The sequence below is a fragment of the Sulfuricaulis sp. genome, from assembly GCF_040901545.1.
In the GTDB taxonomy this organism is placed as follows: domain Bacteria; phylum Pseudomonadota; class Gammaproteobacteria; order Acidiferrobacterales; family Sulfurifustaceae; genus Sulfuricaulis.
The window spans coordinates 112-18,459 of the sequence record NZ_JBBDYL010000015.1; the positions used below are offsets into that span (position 1 = coordinate 112).

19 protein-coding genes are annotated in these 18,348 nt (G+C 54.2%); 1 reads left to right on the forward strand and 18 read right to left on the reverse strand.

The genetic code is table 11. The features are described from left to right. Positions 1-179 precede the first annotated feature (179 nt). The 3 genes from WD823_RS02905 to WD823_RS02915 all read right to left on the reverse strand — a co-directional run bounded on the left by WD823_RS02905 (position 180) and on the right by WD823_RS02915 (position 3,138). Entirely contained in the window at positions 180-593 is a 414-nt protein-coding gene (locus WD823_RS02905; RefSeq protein ID WP_368427988.1) for a hypothetical protein, read from the reverse strand. 2 nt (positions 594-595) lie between these two features. Beyond that, positions 596-1,528, reverse strand: a complete 933-nt coding sequence (locus tag WD823_RS02910; RefSeq protein WP_368427989.1) for a zinc dependent phospholipase C family protein — start codon at positions 1,526-1,528, stop codon at positions 596-598. Between the two features lie 83 nt (positions 1,529-1,611). Continuing rightward, the gene (locus WD823_RS02915) at positions 1,612-3,138 is read right to left on the reverse strand and encodes an N-6 DNA methylase (protein WP_368427990.1); all 1,527 of its coding nucleotides are present in this window, start codon (positions 3,136-3,138) and stop codon (positions 1,612-1,614) included. 188 nt (positions 3,139-3,326) lie between these two features. Between WD823_RS02915 and WD823_RS02920 the strand changes: the two genes are divergently transcribed. Next, positions 3,327-3,518, forward strand: coding sequence for a hypothetical protein (locus WD823_RS02920; RefSeq protein WP_368427991.1), 192 nt, complete (start codon positions 3,327-3,329; stop codon positions 3,516-3,518). Here the strand turns inward: WD823_RS02920 and WD823_RS02925 are convergent. The 15 genes from WD823_RS02925 to WD823_RS02995 all read right to left on the reverse strand — a co-directional run bounded on the left by WD823_RS02925 (position 3,490) and on the right by WD823_RS02995 (position 18,324). After that, entirely contained in the window at positions 3,490-4,134 is a 645-nt protein-coding gene (locus tag WD823_RS02925; RefSeq protein ID WP_368427992.1) for a Fic/DOC family protein, read from the reverse strand. The two genes, WD823_RS02920 and WD823_RS02925, sit on opposite strands and share 29 nt — an antisense overlap. Then, positions 4,131-4,835, reverse strand: coding sequence for a hypothetical protein (locus tag WD823_RS02930; protein WP_368427993.1), 705 nt, complete (start codon positions 4,833-4,835; stop codon positions 4,131-4,133). Before WD823_RS02930 ends, WD823_RS02925 begins: the two co-directional genes overlap by 4 nt. Continuing rightward, positions 4,832-5,539 (reverse strand): hypothetical protein, encoded by a 708-nt coding sequence (locus WD823_RS02935; protein WP_368427994.1) that lies wholly within the window; start codon positions 5,537-5,539, stop codon positions 4,832-4,834. The genes WD823_RS02930 and WD823_RS02935 overlap by 4 nt, the downstream gene beginning before the upstream one ends. Then, entirely contained in the window at positions 5,536-6,363 is an 828-nt protein-coding gene (locus WD823_RS02940; protein WP_368427995.1) for a hypothetical protein, read from the reverse strand. Before WD823_RS02940 ends, WD823_RS02935 begins: the two co-directional genes overlap by 4 nt. Before the next feature lie 29 nt (positions 6,364-6,392). Continuing rightward, entirely contained in the window at positions 6,393-8,363 is a 1,971-nt protein-coding gene (locus tag WD823_RS02945) for a tetratricopeptide repeat protein (RefSeq protein WP_368427996.1), read from the reverse strand. Further along, the gene (locus WD823_RS02950; RefSeq protein WP_368427997.1) at positions 8,360-10,099 is read right to left on the reverse strand and encodes a restriction endonuclease subunit S; all 1,740 of its coding nucleotides are present in this window, start codon (positions 10,097-10,099) and stop codon (positions 8,360-8,362) included. Before WD823_RS02950 ends, WD823_RS02945 begins: the two co-directional genes overlap by 4 nt. Beyond that, a complete protein-coding gene (locus tag WD823_RS02955; protein WP_368427998.1) occupies positions 10,096-13,041 on the reverse strand; it encodes a type I restriction-modification enzyme R subunit C-terminal domain-containing protein in 2,946 nt (981 codons plus the stop codon). The genes WD823_RS02950 and WD823_RS02955 overlap by 4 nt, the downstream gene beginning before the upstream one ends. Positions 13,042-13,193: 152 nt before the next feature. Further along, entirely contained in the window at positions 13,194-13,352 is a 159-nt protein-coding gene (locus WD823_RS02960; protein ID WP_368427999.1) for a hypothetical protein, read from the reverse strand. A gap of 56 nt (positions 13,353-13,408) precedes the next feature. Further along, positions 13,409-14,374 carry a RhuM family protein gene (gene rhuM / locus WD823_RS02965; protein WP_368428000.1) on the reverse strand — a complete coding sequence of 322 codons (966 nt, stop codon included), beginning with the start codon at positions 14,372-14,374 and terminating at the stop codon, positions 13,409-13,411. A gap of 286 nt (positions 14,375-14,660) precedes the next feature. After that, the gene (locus WD823_RS02970; RefSeq protein ID WP_368428001.1) at positions 14,661-14,918 is read right to left on the reverse strand and encodes a hypothetical protein; all 258 of its coding nucleotides are present in this window, start codon (positions 14,916-14,918) and stop codon (positions 14,661-14,663) included. A gap of 13 nt (positions 14,919-14,931) precedes the next feature. Beyond that, positions 14,932-15,858: a nucleotidyl transferase AbiEii/AbiGii toxin family protein gene (locus WD823_RS02975; RefSeq protein WP_368428002.1), complete on the reverse strand. Its 927-nt coding sequence runs from the start codon at positions 15,856-15,858 to the stop codon at positions 14,932-14,934. After that, positions 15,855-16,652 (reverse strand): type IV toxin-antitoxin system AbiEi family antitoxin domain-containing protein, encoded by a 798-nt coding sequence (locus tag WD823_RS02980; protein ID WP_368428003.1) that lies wholly within the window; start codon positions 16,650-16,652, stop codon positions 15,855-15,857. The genes WD823_RS02975 and WD823_RS02980 overlap by 4 nt, the downstream gene beginning before the upstream one ends. 429 nt (positions 16,653-17,081) lie before the next feature. After that, positions 17,082-17,423 carry an XRE family transcriptional regulator gene (locus tag WD823_RS02985; protein WP_368428004.1) on the reverse strand — a complete coding sequence of 114 codons (342 nt, stop codon included), beginning with the start codon at positions 17,421-17,423 and terminating at the stop codon, positions 17,082-17,084. Further along, positions 17,407-17,781, reverse strand: a complete 375-nt coding sequence (locus WD823_RS02990; protein ID WP_368428005.1) for a type II toxin-antitoxin system RelE/ParE family toxin — start codon at positions 17,779-17,781, stop codon at positions 17,407-17,409. The genes WD823_RS02985 and WD823_RS02990 overlap by 17 nt, the downstream gene beginning before the upstream one ends. A gap of 237 nt (positions 17,782-18,018) precedes the next feature. Then, positions 18,019-18,324, reverse strand: a complete 306-nt coding sequence (locus WD823_RS02995; protein WP_368428006.1) for a helix-turn-helix domain-containing protein — start codon at positions 18,322-18,324, stop codon at positions 18,019-18,021. Between the last annotated feature and the right edge of the window lie 24 nt (positions 18,325-18,348).

An 18,348-nucleotide genomic window follows, 5' to 3' on the forward strand; every position in this document is an offset into this window, starting at 1 on the left:
AGATTTTTTGTTGCTGGAGAGGAATGTGCTAATGCAAGACCTGACCCCGCACTTGCGCAGATTTTTTGTTGCTGGAGAGGAATGTGCTAATGCAAGACCTGACCCCGCACTTGTGCAGGTGGCACCGCTTAGTTACATCCCTAGAGTTCGCATGTGCCCGGAATACGATTGGTGCATGTTCATTGATGCGCGCATACAAGCTTTACGTCCAAAGTAAATTGGCAACGATTGCTAGGCTGAAGTTGCCACAAATGACGATCCATGGCCGCGCTACAACCTGCATCTTCCAAAAGACCCCTAGAAGCATCTTTCGTGCAAACCAATACTACTGCATGTTTGTCGGCCGTCGAAACTCTTAAGCTGTAGTTCTCGAAGGGGACCAACAGACCACGGTCATGCTTGGTTGCGAGGAACAACAGATCCTGTTCACTTATGTCCATCGACAACTGTTCATACCTCAGGGTTACCTCTACTACGTTACTCACCTTTGTTAAAGCAGCCGCTAGAGGTTGCATTACCTCTTCCTCCGACGTGGCGAAGCTGATTGTGCATCCAGTTAGAAGAACAGCAAAAATGACGATCCATTTTTTCATTGTTAGCTCCAAAAGACCGACCGACGATTCTCGTCGAGCCCAGTGTCGAGATTCCAATTGCCAATTTTGGTTTCGTACGCTGCATCCCCGGCAAGTACACCGCTCGCCACCCATGCCCACACCTGTCCAACGTTGGCTAAAGCCATATCGAAAACTTGATCGTAGCTATGTATTCGACCTCCTGGGCAACGCAGATTATCGATGTACTGGAGATCGATCGCGTTTTCGAGCGGATACATCATTCCTAAAACGCCCGTTGCGACATGGCGAGCAAAGGCGACTAGCCTATTACTTTCCTCGGCTATGTTATCCACGATAGTTGTGAACCGCCGGTGCCATTTATGAACATTGGGTGTGTTACCGGCGAATTCGGCGACGTGTACTTTTTCAAGCATATGTAGCCATAACTTCGAAACGTCGGGGTCCAACTTATTCGCATCCGCCGAGTCGGCACATCTATAAATCCCGGATTTTAAAAATTCCGAAAGACTCACTTTCAGATTTAGTCTCCTGAAGATATATACGTCCTGATTCATCTCGCAAATGCGATGGTGCCGCTCATTGCCAATATAAGGTCCGACTTTCAATTCGATTACAGGATGGAAGGTCACATCGGTAGTAACGTGCGCGCAGTAACCGAGTAGCCAGGCGAGACCTTTTTCCCGACTCTCTCCCGATTCTCTCTGTAAATAGGAAATACCCGCCTTGATCATTTCCCCTACACGAATCCAATGCATGAGATCAGCCCACTCCTTCGCTTGGCTGTCATCGAAGGCGAGATAAGGATAATCGGGGCTAACCGATCCTAGTTCGCAGAATTTCTGCCATCTGGAGAGGATCGGAATCGCGTTACGTGGAAAACCAGAGATCACCTCCAGTCGACGGGGCTCTCTTAGAATGTTCACTAATGTCATATGTGCATAAGCTGCTGGCATCACGTCCTCTCTATTTGCCGGCTTTAATTTCAAATGTCAGAGTTGAAGTGCTTAAGTATTCGAACCATTGGCAATCAAGAATTTCATCCGTCACCAACCGTACGGGTTACCGCGTCGCTATCTAGTGCTCTCTCTGCACCGAGATCAGTGGCCACTTCCCTAAACTGTTCCAACGCCGCCTCAAGGTCTTCGACTATTTCCTGTGCCAACACATCCGGATTCGGGAGGTTGTCGGAGTCCGACAGTGTTTCATCCCTAAGCCAGAAGATATCGAGACTGACTTTGTCACGGCTGGCGATTTCGTCGTAGGTGTAAGCGCGGAAGCGGCCGCCGGGTTTCTTGTCGGACCAGGTGGCTTTGCGCTGGTGGCGGTTCTCGGGGTTGTAGCACTTCACGAATTCATCGAGGTCTTCGCGCTTCAAGGGGTCGGTCTTGAGCGTGAAGTGGATGTTGGTGCGCAGGTCGTAGATCCAGAGCTTCTTAGTCCACGGTGTTTCGCTGGCGGGTTTCTTGTCGAAGAACAGCACGTTCGCCTTCACACCCTGGGCGTAGAATAGGCCGGTGGGCAAGCGCAGCAGGGTGTGGACGTCGCACTCGTGCAGGAGCTTACGGCGGATGGTTTCGCCGGCGCCGCCTTCAAAGAGCACGTTGTCGGGCACGACCACGGCGGCGCGTCCGTTTTGCTTGAGCAGTGTTTTAACGTGCTGGACGAAATTAAGCTGTTTGTTCGAAGTGGTTGTCCAGAAGTCGCCGCGCTCGACGATGTCGCGCTCTTTGCTGACTTTGCCTTCCTCTCCCACAATCGTCGTGCTGCTTTTTTTTCCGAACGGTGGATTTGTCAGCACAATATCAAAGCGGTCGCCTGGATCTGCTGCTAACGAATCCTTGGGCTCAATTGGCTCAAAGTCTTGGCTTCCAATTCCATGTAGCAACATATTCATTGCACATAAACGTGTTACTCCATGGACTAACTCTATACCCTTAAATGTCTTCTCCTTAAGAAACTGCTTTTCTGTTTTTGTGAGATTTGGATTTTGTTGCACAACATAATCGTGAGCCTTGAACAGAAAGCCACCTGTCCCACAAGCCGGATCACAAACGGTTTCGCCAGGTTTTGGCGAAATAACCTCAACTATTCCCTCGATAAGAGGACGCGGGGTGAAGTACTGGCCGGCGCCGGACTTGGTGTCCTGCGCGTTCTTTTCCAGCAGGCCTTCGTAGGCGTCGCCCTTCACGTCGGCGCTCATCGACACCCATTCTTCCTTGTCGATGAGATCGACCACCAGCCGCCGCAGTTTGGCCGGGTCCTGGAACTTGTTCTGCGACTTGCTGAAGATCAGCCCGAGCAAGCCCTTCTGGTTGCCCAGCGCCTCAAGGGTGTGGCGGTAGTGATCGAACAACTCGTCGCCGTCTTTCTTGATGAGGCTCGGCCAACTGTAATCTTTCGGCACCGGGCTCTTCTGCTTATACGGGTTTTTGGTACGCTCATCGGCCATTTTGAGGAAGAGCAAATACGTCAATTGCTCGACGTAGTCGCCATACGACATCCCGTCATCACGGAGCACATTGCAGTAGTTCCAGAGCTTTTGGACGATAGAAGAGGTATTCATGGTATTTCTGGTTTCATCGATTCCGACACTGCGTTATATTGACCACCGAGGCAAGTAAGTCCTGCTACGTGCCTGGGGCGCTCCCATCCACCTGCCTGTGCGTGTCCGCACGCAGACAGGTCGGTTGGCATGAGCCTCGGGGCAATCGGCGCAGCAGGGTTTGCCTCTCCGTCTGCTATAATTCGCTCATGAAACAAAAGCCGCTCATCGAGACCAACCCATACCTGCGCGATCCCGAGAAATTCCGGAAAGCGCTGATTATGAGCGTCGCCAGTTCCACGGCCATTGAAACAGGCGCCCCGATCGCCTCGATCGCGCGCATGCTGGAAGAAGGTGAAGAAACAAAGCCGTTCACGACGACCCAAGGCTCCGCTCGATAATCTCGGCGAATAGCCGTTCCATCGGGGCATAGTTCTTATCCAACCCCGCCTGTACCGCAGAAAAATATTCCTGTTTCTTCTCCTCAGCGATCGAGCTGAAATTCAGCGGCGGCAAGCCCGCCTGTAGCGCCATCAGGATCGAAAGAATGCGCGCCGCACGGCCATTTCCTTCGCGGAATGGATGAATCAACACCAGTTCTACATGTGTTTCCGCCAGCGCGCGGGTTACATCCACCCGATCCTTGAAATTGCACGGCGTATATCGGGCCAAGACATTCCGTTCGTATTCCGCCATCAGGTCTGGAACCCGGGCAGCCGCAGCAAACGGAAACTCACCCTTGCTCACGTTGACCTGCCGATATTCACCGGCCCACTCGTATATCTCACCAAGCCAGTGCCTGTGAATATCGCGGATATCGGCTGCGGTGAAGTTGTGCCTCTCGTCATACTTACGAACAAGCCCGGTCATCACTTTTCCCAGCGCGCGGGCCTCGGCGTCGTCCATTTCGTTCGGCGATTTGATGCCGAGCCGGTTCCTGAGCACCTGCTCGTTTGAACCAGGCTCGAACTGAGCCTCGGGCAAATCCGAGACATCATAGCGGCCGTCTTTCTTCACAAGTTACCCCCAAGCAAACGGCGGTAGTGATCGAACAGCTTGTCGCCGTCATAAGAATTCTCCCTCTCCCTCTGGGAGGTGAGGCGGAAACAGGAAAAGGTCCTGTGGACCTTTTCCCCGCCGAACGGGCGCATATGGTTCTTGTGCGCCCCGGCGGGAATAGCTGGTGTGAGGGCACTCGGCCAACTGTAATCTTTCGGCACCGGGCTCTTCTGGTTGCTTGCCTGCGCGCCGCGCGCAAGCAGGTACGGCGCCTGCGACCACCATGGATGACGGGAGGTACGACTGCATGGATGCAGGAGGTAGAGCCGCGTCGGGAACAGCGGCCGAGAGCAACGCAGGAGCAGTTGCCGAGTGCGCTCGTCGGCCATCTTGAGGAACAGCAAGTAGGTAGCTGTGCTGAACAGGGATGTTCGAATGCCGCGGGCGCATGGATGCGCAGGAGCGGCCTCGTTGTCAGCCTGCCCCGGACTTGATCCGGGGTAGTCGCAATAGAAAATGCTTGCGACGCGACGCGCAGAGCAGGGGCCCCACGAAGTGGGGATGCGACCGCGGAGCGGATGCTGGCGGGTCATGCGATATTGGTAATCGAAGCCTTGCCACCCGACAGATAACATCGGTCCACAACAAAATTCCGGACCCGCGTCACGCAGAACGTTGCAGTAGTTCCAGAGTTTTTGGACGATATCTATGGGGGTCATATGTCGGACACTTCGTTCTCTAATTCTTTCTTCGGAAATATCTGATTAATAATCTCTACCACCACTTGAAGTGTCCCCAGCACCTGATTGTGCAATGACTTGCTGCCATGGGCATAGTGGTTGCGCAAATAAGGAATCGTCTCCAGAAGAATCGTCAAATAGTCGTGATTACGATCCACGTCCTTGATTTCGACCTTACTCTCGTCAAGCTCCATCTGGTCCAAACCGAGTCGACTCATTTCTTCGATTTCTTCGTACATCGTCCGCATCTTTGCGTTGACCCGTGTCCGGTGGCGCCAGACTTCAAAGTTCTCGTTTTTCAAAAACCCTTTCGCTATCGCGTAAGTTAGAAGCCGCCTCAGCCCCGGTCCGTGCTCACGCTTCTGTTCTCCTGCTAACAGCATTTCCGCTTCGAAACGTTCGCGCAGTGCCAATTCAAGACAGGTATATGCGTGATGTTGGGCGACTGGATAAAAGCGGTATACGAACCAGGAATAAAGATAAAGATTCTTGGTCGTTTCGAATTGAATGCGAATTCCTTCGGGGACACCATCGTGCAGAATGAGCCGAACAACCGAACGATACTGGTCCTCAATAGTTATCGGACGAGGACCGTTCTCCGTCAGACGCACGAAACTTTTGCTTCGAGAATCTGGTTTGCACACGTTTCCTAGAAAACGGAGGAAGTCGGGATGGTCATTCATTTTACTGAGCCGCCTGATCTTTGACTCTTTCGGACCGCTTCTGACTCTTTGTGTGTTTGCTCAATTGCGTCGCGCTCGAAATTCTCGCACTTCAAACGGTTAAAGGCTTCTGGATTTCGCTCACAGTGATAAAAATAATGCCCCATCTTTTGGCCCTTTTCGGCCTTCTCTTTGTCTCGCTTAGTAGGTTTCAACCAGCCCATCGCCTTTCCTAGCTTGTAGGAGCCTACTGCGATACTGACAGCCGCCAATACGTGACCGAGCCAATTCACACCTAACGCAATAAGCTCGATCAGCACAGCGCCACCGACGTAAAAGAAAACAATAAACCGTATAACTCTTCCTCTAACGCGCGCTTCGCGTCGCACTTCTTCTCGCACTTTCCCTTGTAAGCGAAACGGCACGCCTTGATAAACACGCTCTAGGTATCCAACATCTTTCTGCTCAGATGGCGTTTCATCTTCTTCAAAAAGCCCCCACTTCTGAACCAATCCGCCAGTGTGAGGATCAATGTAACCCATGAGATGAGATTCGTATGGCCCTTCCGAAAAGTGAATAAGGCGGTCCGTCACATCGAAGGCGGTTACCATTACAGGAACAGAAAACCGATTCAGCCAGTGTTTCAGCTCCTGTTCCATGGCACGTCTGACTTCGGTTACTTCAACGCTGGTTTCGGGGAACACGAGACTGACTAAGGCCAGCGACGAGTTAACGTCTGCAGGTTTGTAGATTACGAAATAACTTCCGCGATGCTCTTTTATGCCATCCCGAAAAACCTTCTGATTGCTCGCGTCTTTTGGTATTTCCATCTTGGGCGGTTGCATCAGCGGTCTTCTTAATATTTCGTGCAACTCTAGAGTTTGTGCGTGAGCGCATAAAAACGCTCGGTATCAGCCGCTCCTTTTTCCCAAACCCGAATCTCCTTTAAATTATCGGAAACTATCATTAGGACTTCCTTCGAGTTGCCTGCGATTTCTAACAAGCTTCTCGTCCTGGCAGGCTTTCCAACTTCCTCTATAGATATGGAACCTTTTATGGTATAGCCGCCAACAATACCCTCGTATCGTACCGAGTACTTTGTGCCTTTAGGAGGTGTTGTTGTTCCTCCGCCGCCTAAGCCAAGCGCAAAAATGTTTGCCAACGTTTCCCGCTCATAACTTCCTTCGGCTACCAACTTACCGTCCTTGATTTCCAACTTGAGAGGACAGCGCTCACTATCCCAAGTCCCCGCGATATTAGGGACGTCGTTTTTTGATGCAGCCAGACCAAATTCTCTATAAAACTCACTAAGTGGAGCACCTTTCGCGACAGTTTCGTTTTCTTTCTTTTCCTCTTCTTCTGGAACATCCTTAATTCGGGAAATCGCATAGCCTATATTTTTATGATAATCCTTAATCTTCACCGCGTTATTGCAGATATTTTCTGCTTCCTCAAGGAAGCCTTCCTTTATAAATTTATGCGCCAAATTGCTCATTGCAAGGGTTTTGCCAAGCTCTTCCGCCTTGCGATATGCCTTTACCGATTTGCTATGAAGATCAAAGTGATCAAATTCCACGCCCAGATTATTCCAGGTAGCCGCTCCACGCTCTTGATATGGGATCTTCAGGTAATGAAGTAACGACACGTCGCGATAACCAACCTCTGAATACTTGTAGGCCAACGAAAACCGAGAGTTGGTATCCTCAGGATGAAGATGTATCAGTCTTTCCATTAGGCCAAGCAGAAGGTCCTTGTCATTCGCGTGCTCGGCGACGTTGCGCAAGGATTTAATAAAAACCGACTCTCCATCATCAACCTTGGGGACAAGATCTCTCATTTTTCCAAAAATAGCCTTAGTCTCTTGTTGTAAACCTGCCCGGAAATAAGCAACTGCAGCTTCACCATACCTGGTTAGTTGCGACTTTGCATCGACAGATTTTTCTGCAGCTACTTCGAAGTGATCTGCTGCTTTCTCAAAGTCTTGATATTCAAGATATGCTTTCGCAAGATATTTTTGTACCCCGCTGTTATCAGGATACGCCTTCACTAATCTCTGCAATTTTGCAAGGTCACCACCTTTTCCAAACGTGAGTCTCATATATTCACAAAACGCTTCCCAGCTTTCCCGATTCTTCGCCTTCTGACCATCTGGTGTCGCCATGTACACATCACTAATCGATTTTGCGCCTTGCTCATTTTCATCAGCTATCATGCTCATCAATGCAAATTCGTAGTTTCGCCGTTTCCACTCCGGTTTTGGCTTAAGCCATTCATCACCAACCTTTTTAGCTTCTTGCGTCTCAGATGGTGGGGCGGCAGTAGTCTGTGTCTCTTCCACCGTAAGTACTCTTGCTTTCGGCCTGAGCGCTTGAATCATTTCAAGGAGTTTTACGAATGACTTTTCTGGCGCACTTCGGTCAAATGTTATGTATTCGATATTACCTTGTAATCCTCCAGGCTGACGCACGCCTTCTTCTACTAAGAGAATGAGTTCCATCTTACAACCAATAGCGAGTCCGATTTCCTGAATGATCCAATCGGATGTCTTCGCTGAGAATTGCGCCTCATCGCCCTTCAGAATCTTATTATTGAAGAATCCTCTCTCAAGCTTGCTTGGCGCGACTGCCAGTTCCTTGTTAGTGCAGATGCCGATAAATAAATTCTTGTCCTCGATCAGATGCATCACTTTATCCGCTAACTCCTTTGGCTCGGCTGCCTCAGCGTGATCCCAACTAAAACCGATATTCATGGCTTTAACTTGATCAAGAAACTTTAGGAACGCTCGAACGACAGCATCTTCATCCGATGGGAAGCTATGACCAACAAACGCTTTAATCTGGCTCATGACCCTGCCCCTTCGAGTATTGCTATGGTCGTCCGGCCAATGTGTGGAACTGATGTCAGTTGGCCTAAAAAAGCACTGCTTAGAATGGACTGGCGGAGACGTTCGGCGCGCAAGAGGTTGGCGTCAACCTGAGACTCGACTTCACGGTCAAGGGAAAGGCGGCGGTCGACTTCGGCGGCTATGCGGTGTTGTTCAGTTTCAGGCGGGATCGGCAAAGCGATTGCACGTATCTCATCGAGAGAAAGGCGGGGCCTTCCAATTCCGTGAAGCACACTCTTCACTCTCTGGCGCGTAGGCTGGCAGTTCAAAGCCGCGTTCAGGTAAGCGACAGTTAACGCGGAATGGGATTTGAACCGTATACAGTCAGCTTTGACGATTGCAGGCCCAACGAACGGCGGGATGATGCAAGCACGAGGTGGGTTGTCGCCAAGGGAGGCAATGACCAGATCGCCAGCATGAATCTCGTGCTTGCGTAGCCGTTCAAAATGCGCGGGCGAAATATGGGCATACTCGTCCGCGAACTCTCCGTCTTTTATGTTCTGAAGTCGAATAACACGCGGGCCAGACTCTTGGTAGTGCTCAGTCTTGAGATTCGAGCCGAACGGGCCGTCGGTGATTGAGTTGGGTTTCGGCGCAGCTAACTGATCAACCGTTGCCCACACCCACCCCTCCGGCAATTCGGGCAGGTCGGTGGTGTCGGGCACGCCGGGTTCCCTGTACTTGCCCTTGCCTTTCCCGCCTGCCTGTTCGGCGCGGGCAAGCCACTGGCTGCTTGCCTGCGCGTTGCGCGCAAGCAGGCGGCGGGTCTCGAGGATGCGTTCTAGTAGTTGCTCGCCGGTTTCGTAGCCTACCTGCCGCGCCCTTCCTGCCTCAATCTCACGCTTGATCCACTTGCGGCCGTATCCGGTCTTCAGCCATTTCTCGCGGTCTGCTGCTTCTTGGCGGGACTGATATTCCGCGTAGTGCACGATTTGCATTGGCTTGTGTTGCTTCGTCCAGTCCGCTGCTTGTCCCGCCAAGTGCTCTTCCCAGCGGCGCGCGAGATTGTCTGTGTGCCCGACGTAGATGCTGTCGTCCACACACCGGATCGCGTAGGCGTAGAAGACACCCGGGCGCGGCGTAGGCAAGCTCCGTCCTTCTTTGCGGGCGAGTTCGGCTTCGGTTTCGACGAGGCGGCCTTCGACGGCGGCTTTGAGTACGGCGGCTTTGTAGCGCTTGAGGTTGGCCTTGACGCGCTTGAGGTTGGCGACGGCTTCGTCGAGGCGGGAGAATTGTTTTTCGATCTCCGCGACGATACGTTTTTGTTGGTCAAGGGGTGCGACCGCCACTTCGACTGCGTTGTAGTCATCACGACTCAGACCAGGTACTGCCGTAGACTTATCGAGCTTTGAGAGTCTTAGACCCTTTAATAGGTGCTCGAAGTATTTGAGGTCACAGTCGTCGCGTTCTTCAACGAAGTAGACGGTATCAATCGGCCAACACGGAACCGGCGAGCGATATACCTCGCCTACTGAACCCTTCCGACCAACTATAAGTGCCGGCTTCTTTGTGAGCGCATTAGAATGGACACCAACCTGCCCGCTTGATCCATACACTGGCACCATGCCAGATTCGTCGCGGGTTTCCTTCTTTAGCGCCTTTCCATATGTAAGAGGCAAAATCGCGCCCAGAGTGGTGACGGTCCACCTCTGCGGCAGTTCTTCGAAGGACTGAAGATCGTTGTGGTTTAGCTTCATGCCGCCAACGTCTCGTTCAATTCTTCAATAATCGTATTCAGCTTATCGCCGAATATCTGGTGCACTTTGCCGAGGCCGCCTTCTTGCGCAAACGGCGAGTATTCAAAATCGTCTGGTTCGATGCTGAGGTTCGCGGCGATGTGGTCGCGGATCATTTCGAGCCAGCGAATTTGTTCTGCGGTGAAAGGCTCTGTAACTCCTGGACCCCGGCCTTCGCCGGGGTGACGGCCTTGTTGTTGGGTTGCAAGCCACGCCTTGAAGTTGGCGTTGACGCGTTCGGGGAACGGGATGAGTTCGTTGTCCTGGTGGATGGCGAAGCGCACGAGCGACACAAGGTCGGTGAGGATGCGTTTGGCGCTGGCGCCTTTGACTTTGGATTTTTCCAGCGCGGCGTAGGCGTTCCAGAGTTGCGATTCGTTCCACAAGTACGGCGGCTTTTCGATGGCGTCGGCGAGTTCTTTCACGGCCTCGAAGGTGAGGCGGTGTTTATAGGGTTTGCTGTAGAGCACTTGCAGGGCGGTGATTTCGTCTTTGTGGTCTTTAATGAATTGCTCGAAGGATTGGACCAGGCCTTTGGCGCGGTCGAGGGCTTCGGGGGAGAAGGTCGCTTCGAGGACTTCGTCGGCGCTGACGTGGTCGATGGTGATTTCGGTTTTGGCTTTTAGGTCGATCAACAATTGGCGTAGGGTTGGGTCGTGCAGGGGTTTGACGGCATGGACGCGCGCGGGCGGCGCGGCCCCCTCACCCCCGCCCTCTCCTGCGAGGGGAGAGGGAGTAAAGGCCCCCTCACCCCCGCCCTCTCCTGCGAGGGGAGAGGGAGTAAAGGCACCCTCTCCCACGGCCCCTCCCCCGCTTGCGGGGGAGGGGAGAAAAACATCGGGGTCGAGGGATTGGACGATGCGGTGGGCTAGGTCTTTAAGTCCCAGGCCACCACTGGCAGCACGAATCTTTTTATCGTCGTCGGCGCTGATGCGGTGTTCCATTCTCGCGAGGCGGCCGGCAAGCGAGGTGAGCACGTCGTCTTCGGTGTTGCCGAAGGCGACGGCTTGCATGAGCTTTTCGAAGCTGACAGTGGGCTTTTGCTCCATGGGGCGGGAGTCGGTTTTGTCCTGCTCGCAAACACCCACCGCATCGATGATGACGAAGTGATCCTTGGCCTTGGCATCGGGCGTGACGCTTTGCAGGTCGTCGGCCTTCATGACGCGCACGCCGCGGCCTTTCATCTGCTCGAAGAAGGCGCGGGATTTGACGGCGCGCATGAACATGACGACTTCCACCGCCTTGATGTCGGTGCCGGTGGCGATCATGTCCACCGTCACGGCGATGCGCGGCATGGGGCTGGTGCGGAATTCGTTGATGAGGTCTTTCGGTTTCGCGCCGGTGGTGCGGTAGGTGATCTTCTGGGCGAAGTCGTTGCCCTTGCCGAATTCCTCGCGCACGATCTCGACGATGTTCTCGGCGTGGGCGTCGTCCTTGGCGAAGATAAGGGTCTTGGGCACCCAGGTGCGGCCGGGGAAGATTTCCGTGGGCAGCTTGTCGCGGAAGGTGCGGACGATGGTGCGGATCTGGTCCGGGGCGACCACGTCGCGGTCGAGCTGGTTGGGGTCGTAGCTGAAGTCGTCGTCGAGCTGTTCCCAGCGCTTCTTGCGGGTGTCGCGCTCCTGTATCTGCACCGAGTAGCCGGCCTCCACCTTGGAGCCGGCCTCGGAGATTTTGGTGCGGATGCGGTAGACGTCGTAGTTGACGTTGACGCCGTCGGCCACGGCCATTTCGTGGTTGTATTCCATCACCAGGTTCTGGTGGAAGAAGCCGAAGGTCTGCTTGCTGGGCGTGGCGGTGAGGCCGATGAGGTAGGCGTCGAAGTACTCCAGCACCTGCGCCCAGAGGTTGTAGATGGAGCGGTGGCATTCGTCGGTGACGATGATGTCGAAGGTTTCGATGGGGATATTCGGGTTGTACTCAATCGGCTCCGGTTTCTTGAAGAGCCGGCCGAGTTGATCGCCGGATTCCTCTTCCAGGTCCTCGGGTAGTTCCCTGCCCTTCAACATCGAATACAGGCGCTGGATGGTGCAGATGCAAACCCGCGCGGTGGTATCGAGGGTGTTGCTCGTCAGGCGCTGGACGATGTACTCCTCGGTGAACTTGAAGTTGTTGTAGGGCGAGGCGTATTGCTGGAATTCCTTTAGGGTCTGGTCGCCGAGGTTGCCGCGGTCGACGAGAAACAGGATACGGCGGGCACCCGCAAATTTCAGGAGACGATAGGCCATAACGATAGCAAGGAGCGTCTTGCCGGAACCGGTCGCCATTTGCACAAGGGCGCGAGGGCGATTCTCTCGCAGGGAACGCTCGATGTTTTCGATAGCTTTGGGTTTGGGAGGCCAGAGCTTATCCATGAGCGGTGGCATGTGTTGCATTCGTTCAAGGAAAGTCCGGCCGCGTTGTTCAGCAGCGACATCGGCGGCCAGTAGCATGCTAGGGGCCCCCGTTACTGGTGGCAAAGCGTCTTCGAATGTTCTCTTTTCGTCGAGCCAGCGAGCGAGGGTCACTGGTTTATGAAAGGCGAAAACTGAGCGAGAACGTGGTCTTGGATCAATATTGTTGGTGAAACGTGTTTCGACACCAGTTGATTCATAGGCAAATGGCAATGGGTTATGCCACGTTGGTAAACCGGCCGGGAGACCATTAGTGTATTTGTCCGACTGGATTTCGACGCCGGTAAGAGTGTGACCAATCTTTTTGGCTTCAATAACACCAGCGGCCTTGCCATCTAAATAAAGTAAATAATCCGCTTCACCAAATCCTGGTTTCAGTTGAAATTCACGAATAGCCACGCCGCGAGCGGCATGTATGTTTGCTTTATCAACATCGCAGACTTCCCAGCCAGCTTGAGCAAGCAGCTTATCTATCAGCTCTCTCGCTTCTTTTTCTGGTTCCGGGGCCAATTCTCCCTCCCCATTTTTTTCGCAGTTGGCCAGGAATCCTACACCTGGGTCCCAGCTTGCACCACGACTAGAAATGGCGGCTCTAGGGAATCCTAGTTTTTGCCCCTACTTCTCGGTGTCTGCGCTTGAAAAGCCGAGAGAGCGGGTCGAATTCAGTCTTGGCGTTTCTTCGTTGCGCGGCCGCGGCTGGGAAGCAGCTCGAACAACCACTCGGCGACGATGTTGGCGCGCATGACGCGGATGGCGAGCGCCGTGGGCGAGATCGGCCGCACCAGCCGGGTTTCGCGCAGGCGCGGCAGGAAGACCGACACCACCCCCGCGCGGTGTTTGAGCTTAACGACAAACCACCGAGTACGCTTATCCTTAATTATGTACCCACCGTTCCAACCAACATGTTCATCACCAGGCGGATGAGCACGTCTTTATCATTTGGATCGGATTCCGCCATTAGCAGTGCCAGCGCGGCAAGGCCGACGTCGTTGATGACCGACTCCCCGTTGCGGAACAGCCGGCCGTTGCGGTTCAAGAAATCCACGAACAGGAACGAGCCGATGCGCTTGTTGCCGTCCGAAAACGGATGGCTCTTGATGACGAAATATAGAAGGTGCGCAGCCTTGGATTCGATGCTCGGATAGGCCGGCTCCCCGAGCACACTTTGCTCCAGGTTTCCGAGAATGGATTCAAGCCCAGCCTCGCGTTCCTGGCCGAACAGCGCGCTCGCCTCACGGCGCACCATTAGATTCTGTTTGAGATCGGCGATGGCCGCGTGTGCCTCGGTCAGTGACGGCAGCGTGCCGCCCCGCGTGCCTTTCGGTTCGATAAGCAGGCCTTCGTCGTAACGCTGCAACAGCAGGAACGTCTGCGTGTAGCGTGCAATGACGTCAATCAATCCGCGGCCCTCGTCCGCGTTAAGCGTTTCGCGATTTGCGGTCTTGCGGATTAGCGTTAGTGCCGCTTCCAGTTCCTTGGCGTTTTGTTCAAGCCGCTGGCGATTGAGGGTATAGCCTTTGACGAGATGATCTTTGAGAGTGCGCGTGGCCCAAATGCGAAACTGGGTACCGCGTTTTGAATTGACGCGGTAACCAACTGACAGGATGGCGTCGAGGCTGAAATACTCGACCTGATAGGTTTTTCCGTCCGCGGCAGTTGTTGCATTTTCTGCAACAACTGAACCCCGTCTTAGCTCACCGGAACGGAAAATGTTGCTCAAATGACGGGAAATAACAGATTTATCGCGACCGAAAAGCCGTGCGATCTGAGCCAGGGATAACCAAACCGTTTCCCGATCGAGCACAACGTCTACCGCCGGCAAGCCATCTTCGGCGCGGTACAACAATACCTCCCCCTTCAAACTATCCTTGCTCTTCGACCGTACCAAGACTCCCCCTAAGATCCCTCATTTAATTGGGGGGATCTTAACAAGTCCTAGAACCTTTGGCATGGCTCTGGCTCGAACGCGAGACGCAATTTCTGAACCACACTCCTGAACAAATTCGCCGCAAAACCGACTGCAGCCGACAGAATCAGGTGTTAAGAAAAGACATCCGCTATTTATCCAGCATTAGTCGATCGTCTGCTCATTGACCAGCGCTCGATGCGAGCGTCGACATCTTTAGTTATCAGCGTTTCTTCGTTGCGCGGCCGCGGCTGGGAAGCAGCTCGAACAACCACTCGGCGACGATGTTGGCGCGGATGACGCGGATGGTGAGCGCCGTGGGCGAGATCGGCCGCACCAGCCGGGTTTCGCGCAGGTGCGGCAGGAAGATCAGCACCACCACCGCGCGCGCGAAGCTTGAGAGCAGCAGTGCCGCTGCCAGCGTTTCGGTGAGCTTGATCCCGGTCTTGCGATTCCGGCAAATGATCGTCAGTTCTGTCATATATCTCTCCCTTTTAACCCTGCACTTTCAGCTTCGCCCTGAGCTCTTCGAGCGCTTCAGTATGTTTGTCCTTGCTGAGTTTCTGAATATTTAGTAGCTTCCACCGAATAGCCGGCAGTTTCTCAATCCCTTCGAGTCCCAAGAGTTCCCATTTCGGATTCCCTGCTTTCAGGGATTTAAGAAACGCCTTCTCGGCATCCGTGAGCTGCTGCCTCAAGGTGGCAATCAACATTTCTCTGACCGCGATCAGATCTTCGTATTCGATTTCATTCACAGCCATCCCAGCGAAATCGCTTTCGTAGAGTCGCCGAATATCTTTTCTCACCGGATCGATCAACTCGTTCATCGGCCGGTCATGACTGGCGAGATAGACGATAAAGGCTTTGCGTATCTCATCGGTAATTCCTTCGTTCTCCAACAAAACCTTGACGTCGAAGAGGTCCCGCGGGTGCTGACGGTCCAGCGCCGCACAGAGTTTTCCGCCGTACAGATCGGCGACTGACAGCGTGCGCGCCGTCACCGCAAGCTCGAACAACTCTTCTGCCCGTGGCGTCAGCTCGCGCTCCTCGGCGGGGAATACGGCGCCGCGAATGACCTCATTGGGCTCAATTTTTATCCGCGTGCGGCCGGTGGCTACGACCAGCTTCGCGATTCGATCCGGTTCCCGGGCGCGGGTCTCTTGAACCTTCGTGCCCGGAATCGCCTTCTTGACCGCTGCGGCAATGCGAGCGAGCGCACTGCCCATTCTTTGCAACGCCGTTTCTCGCGGCTCATTCGCCGGCAGATACGTGAGATCGATATCCACGGACAGGCGTGGCATATCGCGCACGAAAAGATTGATCGCAGTCCCGCCTTTCAGCGCGAAACAGCTTTCCGCCGTCACATGCGGTATGACCCGGAGCATCAATACTGCCTGTTCGAAGTAGGGGCTGTTTTTCATGCCCGCCTTTCGGATGGGCTGCGAGCAGCGCCTGCCTCCGGCACAGAGATGTTGTACTTGGAATCGAAGCGCCCGCCCCGGACCAGCATGCGCTTGCCCTTGCCGAAATCCACTTTCGATAGATCGAGCTTCTTGACCCAGGCATGCCCGCCGCCCTCGGCCAACACCATGAAGAGGCGCTTGACCTTCACCGACGCGCAGTTTTCGAGCAAGGTCTGTACGAGCCGAGGACGCAAGGTTGTCAGCCCTTCCATCAGGAGCTTTGCTTCCTCATACGATTCTTCCTTGGGCACGAAATACAACACTTCCATCATGGCCCGCTCCGGAGTCGAAACCCGGACCGCGAAGGACCCCATTTCCTGTTTGGTCAGCCCCACGGCCGGGTCGCCGGCAAACAGACTTGTGGTGGTATAGCGGATCTTCGCCCCCCAGCGGTACTGCGTGAACCAGGCCGGCAGCTTGGTGTCGGGAAGGCCGAACAAGGAAACCGTAGCGCCCTTTCCCAGCGGGAGAAAATGGGCGTAGCCTTGCATTTGAAGGGCGGTTTTGGCGCCGGCATGCACGGGAAGCATTAATTGTTCTTGCAGCGCGTAGAGTCCGCCGGGCCATTCGACTTTGTCGGCCGATTTTGCGTACGCGCCTTGACCCACCCGGCGCAGCCAGGAGGCCTTCTCGTATTCATGAACGAGCTGCTGGTATGCCCCTTGTTTCTCCAGCCAACGCGGCACCGCCACGGTCCCGGAGGGCCACTTCTTGAGGAGCTGGTTTATTTTGCTGCCGTTTCCACTAGTCATGCTTGTTAAATTAGCGGAATTTTAAACCGGCTACAAGCGGAAGTTTACCGGCCCACCGGTTTCACAAGGAGAACTGGTTATTCAGGGGCCGGGATAAACTCGCCCGCGACCGTTTCCTCAGGCTACCCGCCAGCGGATGGTAAACAACTCCGCCCTATTCAGCCGCTGCTGAAGCCGTGCCTCGATGTCTGTAATCAAGGTTTCCTTGCGACTATCAATCTCATCCTGCAAAACACGGGGTCAGGTCTTGCATTGCAACTTGCAGGCACACCGCACTGCGGTGGACCTGCTGGCAAGAACCTGTTCGCAATCCCCAAAATATTCTTCCGGTTGCAGAACCAAGGCTCTTCCTGGAATCCCCTGTCCTTTCGGGGAAATCCTACCACACGGCGCAATCGAGGACGTACCCCGGTTTATCCTCCCGTTTATCTATCGAGAACCCCGTGCGCGTGGCGTGTCCTCATCGACATTTCCGAATTGCGTAATGTGCACCTCGCCTTCCGGAAAGCGCGCGACGATATCGAGCTTCCCGCCCATCGCGGCGACAAAGCGGCGTAGCGTGCTCAGGTACATATCTGTCTGCTTCTCCATCTTTGAGACCGCCGCCTGCTCGATCTTGAGCGTCTTGGCGACTTGCCGTTGCGTCAGATCGAGGGCCTGCCGCAGCTCTTGCAGCGGCATCTCTTCCAAAAGCCTCGCAGTCATGGCCTCGGACTTCGTCCGCGCCTTCGGGGATAACCGCGCCCTCAGCTCGCTAAACTTTTTTGCCATGGATCGAACCCTCTTTCGCTAACGTGGCCAGATGATCCTCGTACAGTTTATCCGCCCGCGGTACGAATTCCTCATACCAGCGATCATTACCGCCCTTGTTGCCGCCGATCAACAGAACCGCCGTACGGCGCGGATCGAAGGCATACAGGACGCGGTACGGTTCGCCCTTGTACTGAATTCGAAGCTCGCGCATCTGACCGAACCGCGAGCCCCGCGCATCGGAGCTATAGGGGAACGGGAGTTGCGGTCCCTTGGTTTCGAGCAACCGGACGGCGGCGTCGATCGCAATCTGGGTACCCTCGTCCAATCCTTCCCACCAAGCCCCGAATTCATCCGTGTACTCCACTTCCCACGTCACAAATATAGCTCCTATGTTATATAACTGCAAGGGTATACTGAATCATGGGTTTCAGCCCCACGGAGATTCGGGGCCAGGTCTTGAAATATCAGCAAAGGCGACAACCGCCGCGCTGCGGCGGCCCTGTCGGAAAGAACCTGGTTGCAACCCCCGAAATATTCTTCTGGTTGCGGAAACAAGACTCCTCCCGAAATCCCCCGTTCTTATGGGGAAATCCTACCACGCGCTGGGCATGCTTTACGCGGCCTTGCGCTTCCTTTTGTCATCCATCTCAACAGTCAGACGCTTACCCAGTACAAACGCCGCCCGGCCCAGCGACTGCAGGGTCACGGATGGGTTCTCGGGGTCAAGCAACCGATCAAGCTGGGCACGGCTGGTGCCCATGAGCTTGGCCAGTTCGGCTTTGGTGAGCTTTTTTTGTTTCATCGCCCCGGCGATTTGGTAGGCCAGTACCCGCTTGATCGCGACAGTTTCAGCCTGCACCAGCAGTCCTTGCTCGCGAAGAAATTCATCAAAATTCGATCCGACATGCCGCTTCTTCATAATTCACGCTCCTGTTCAATATCA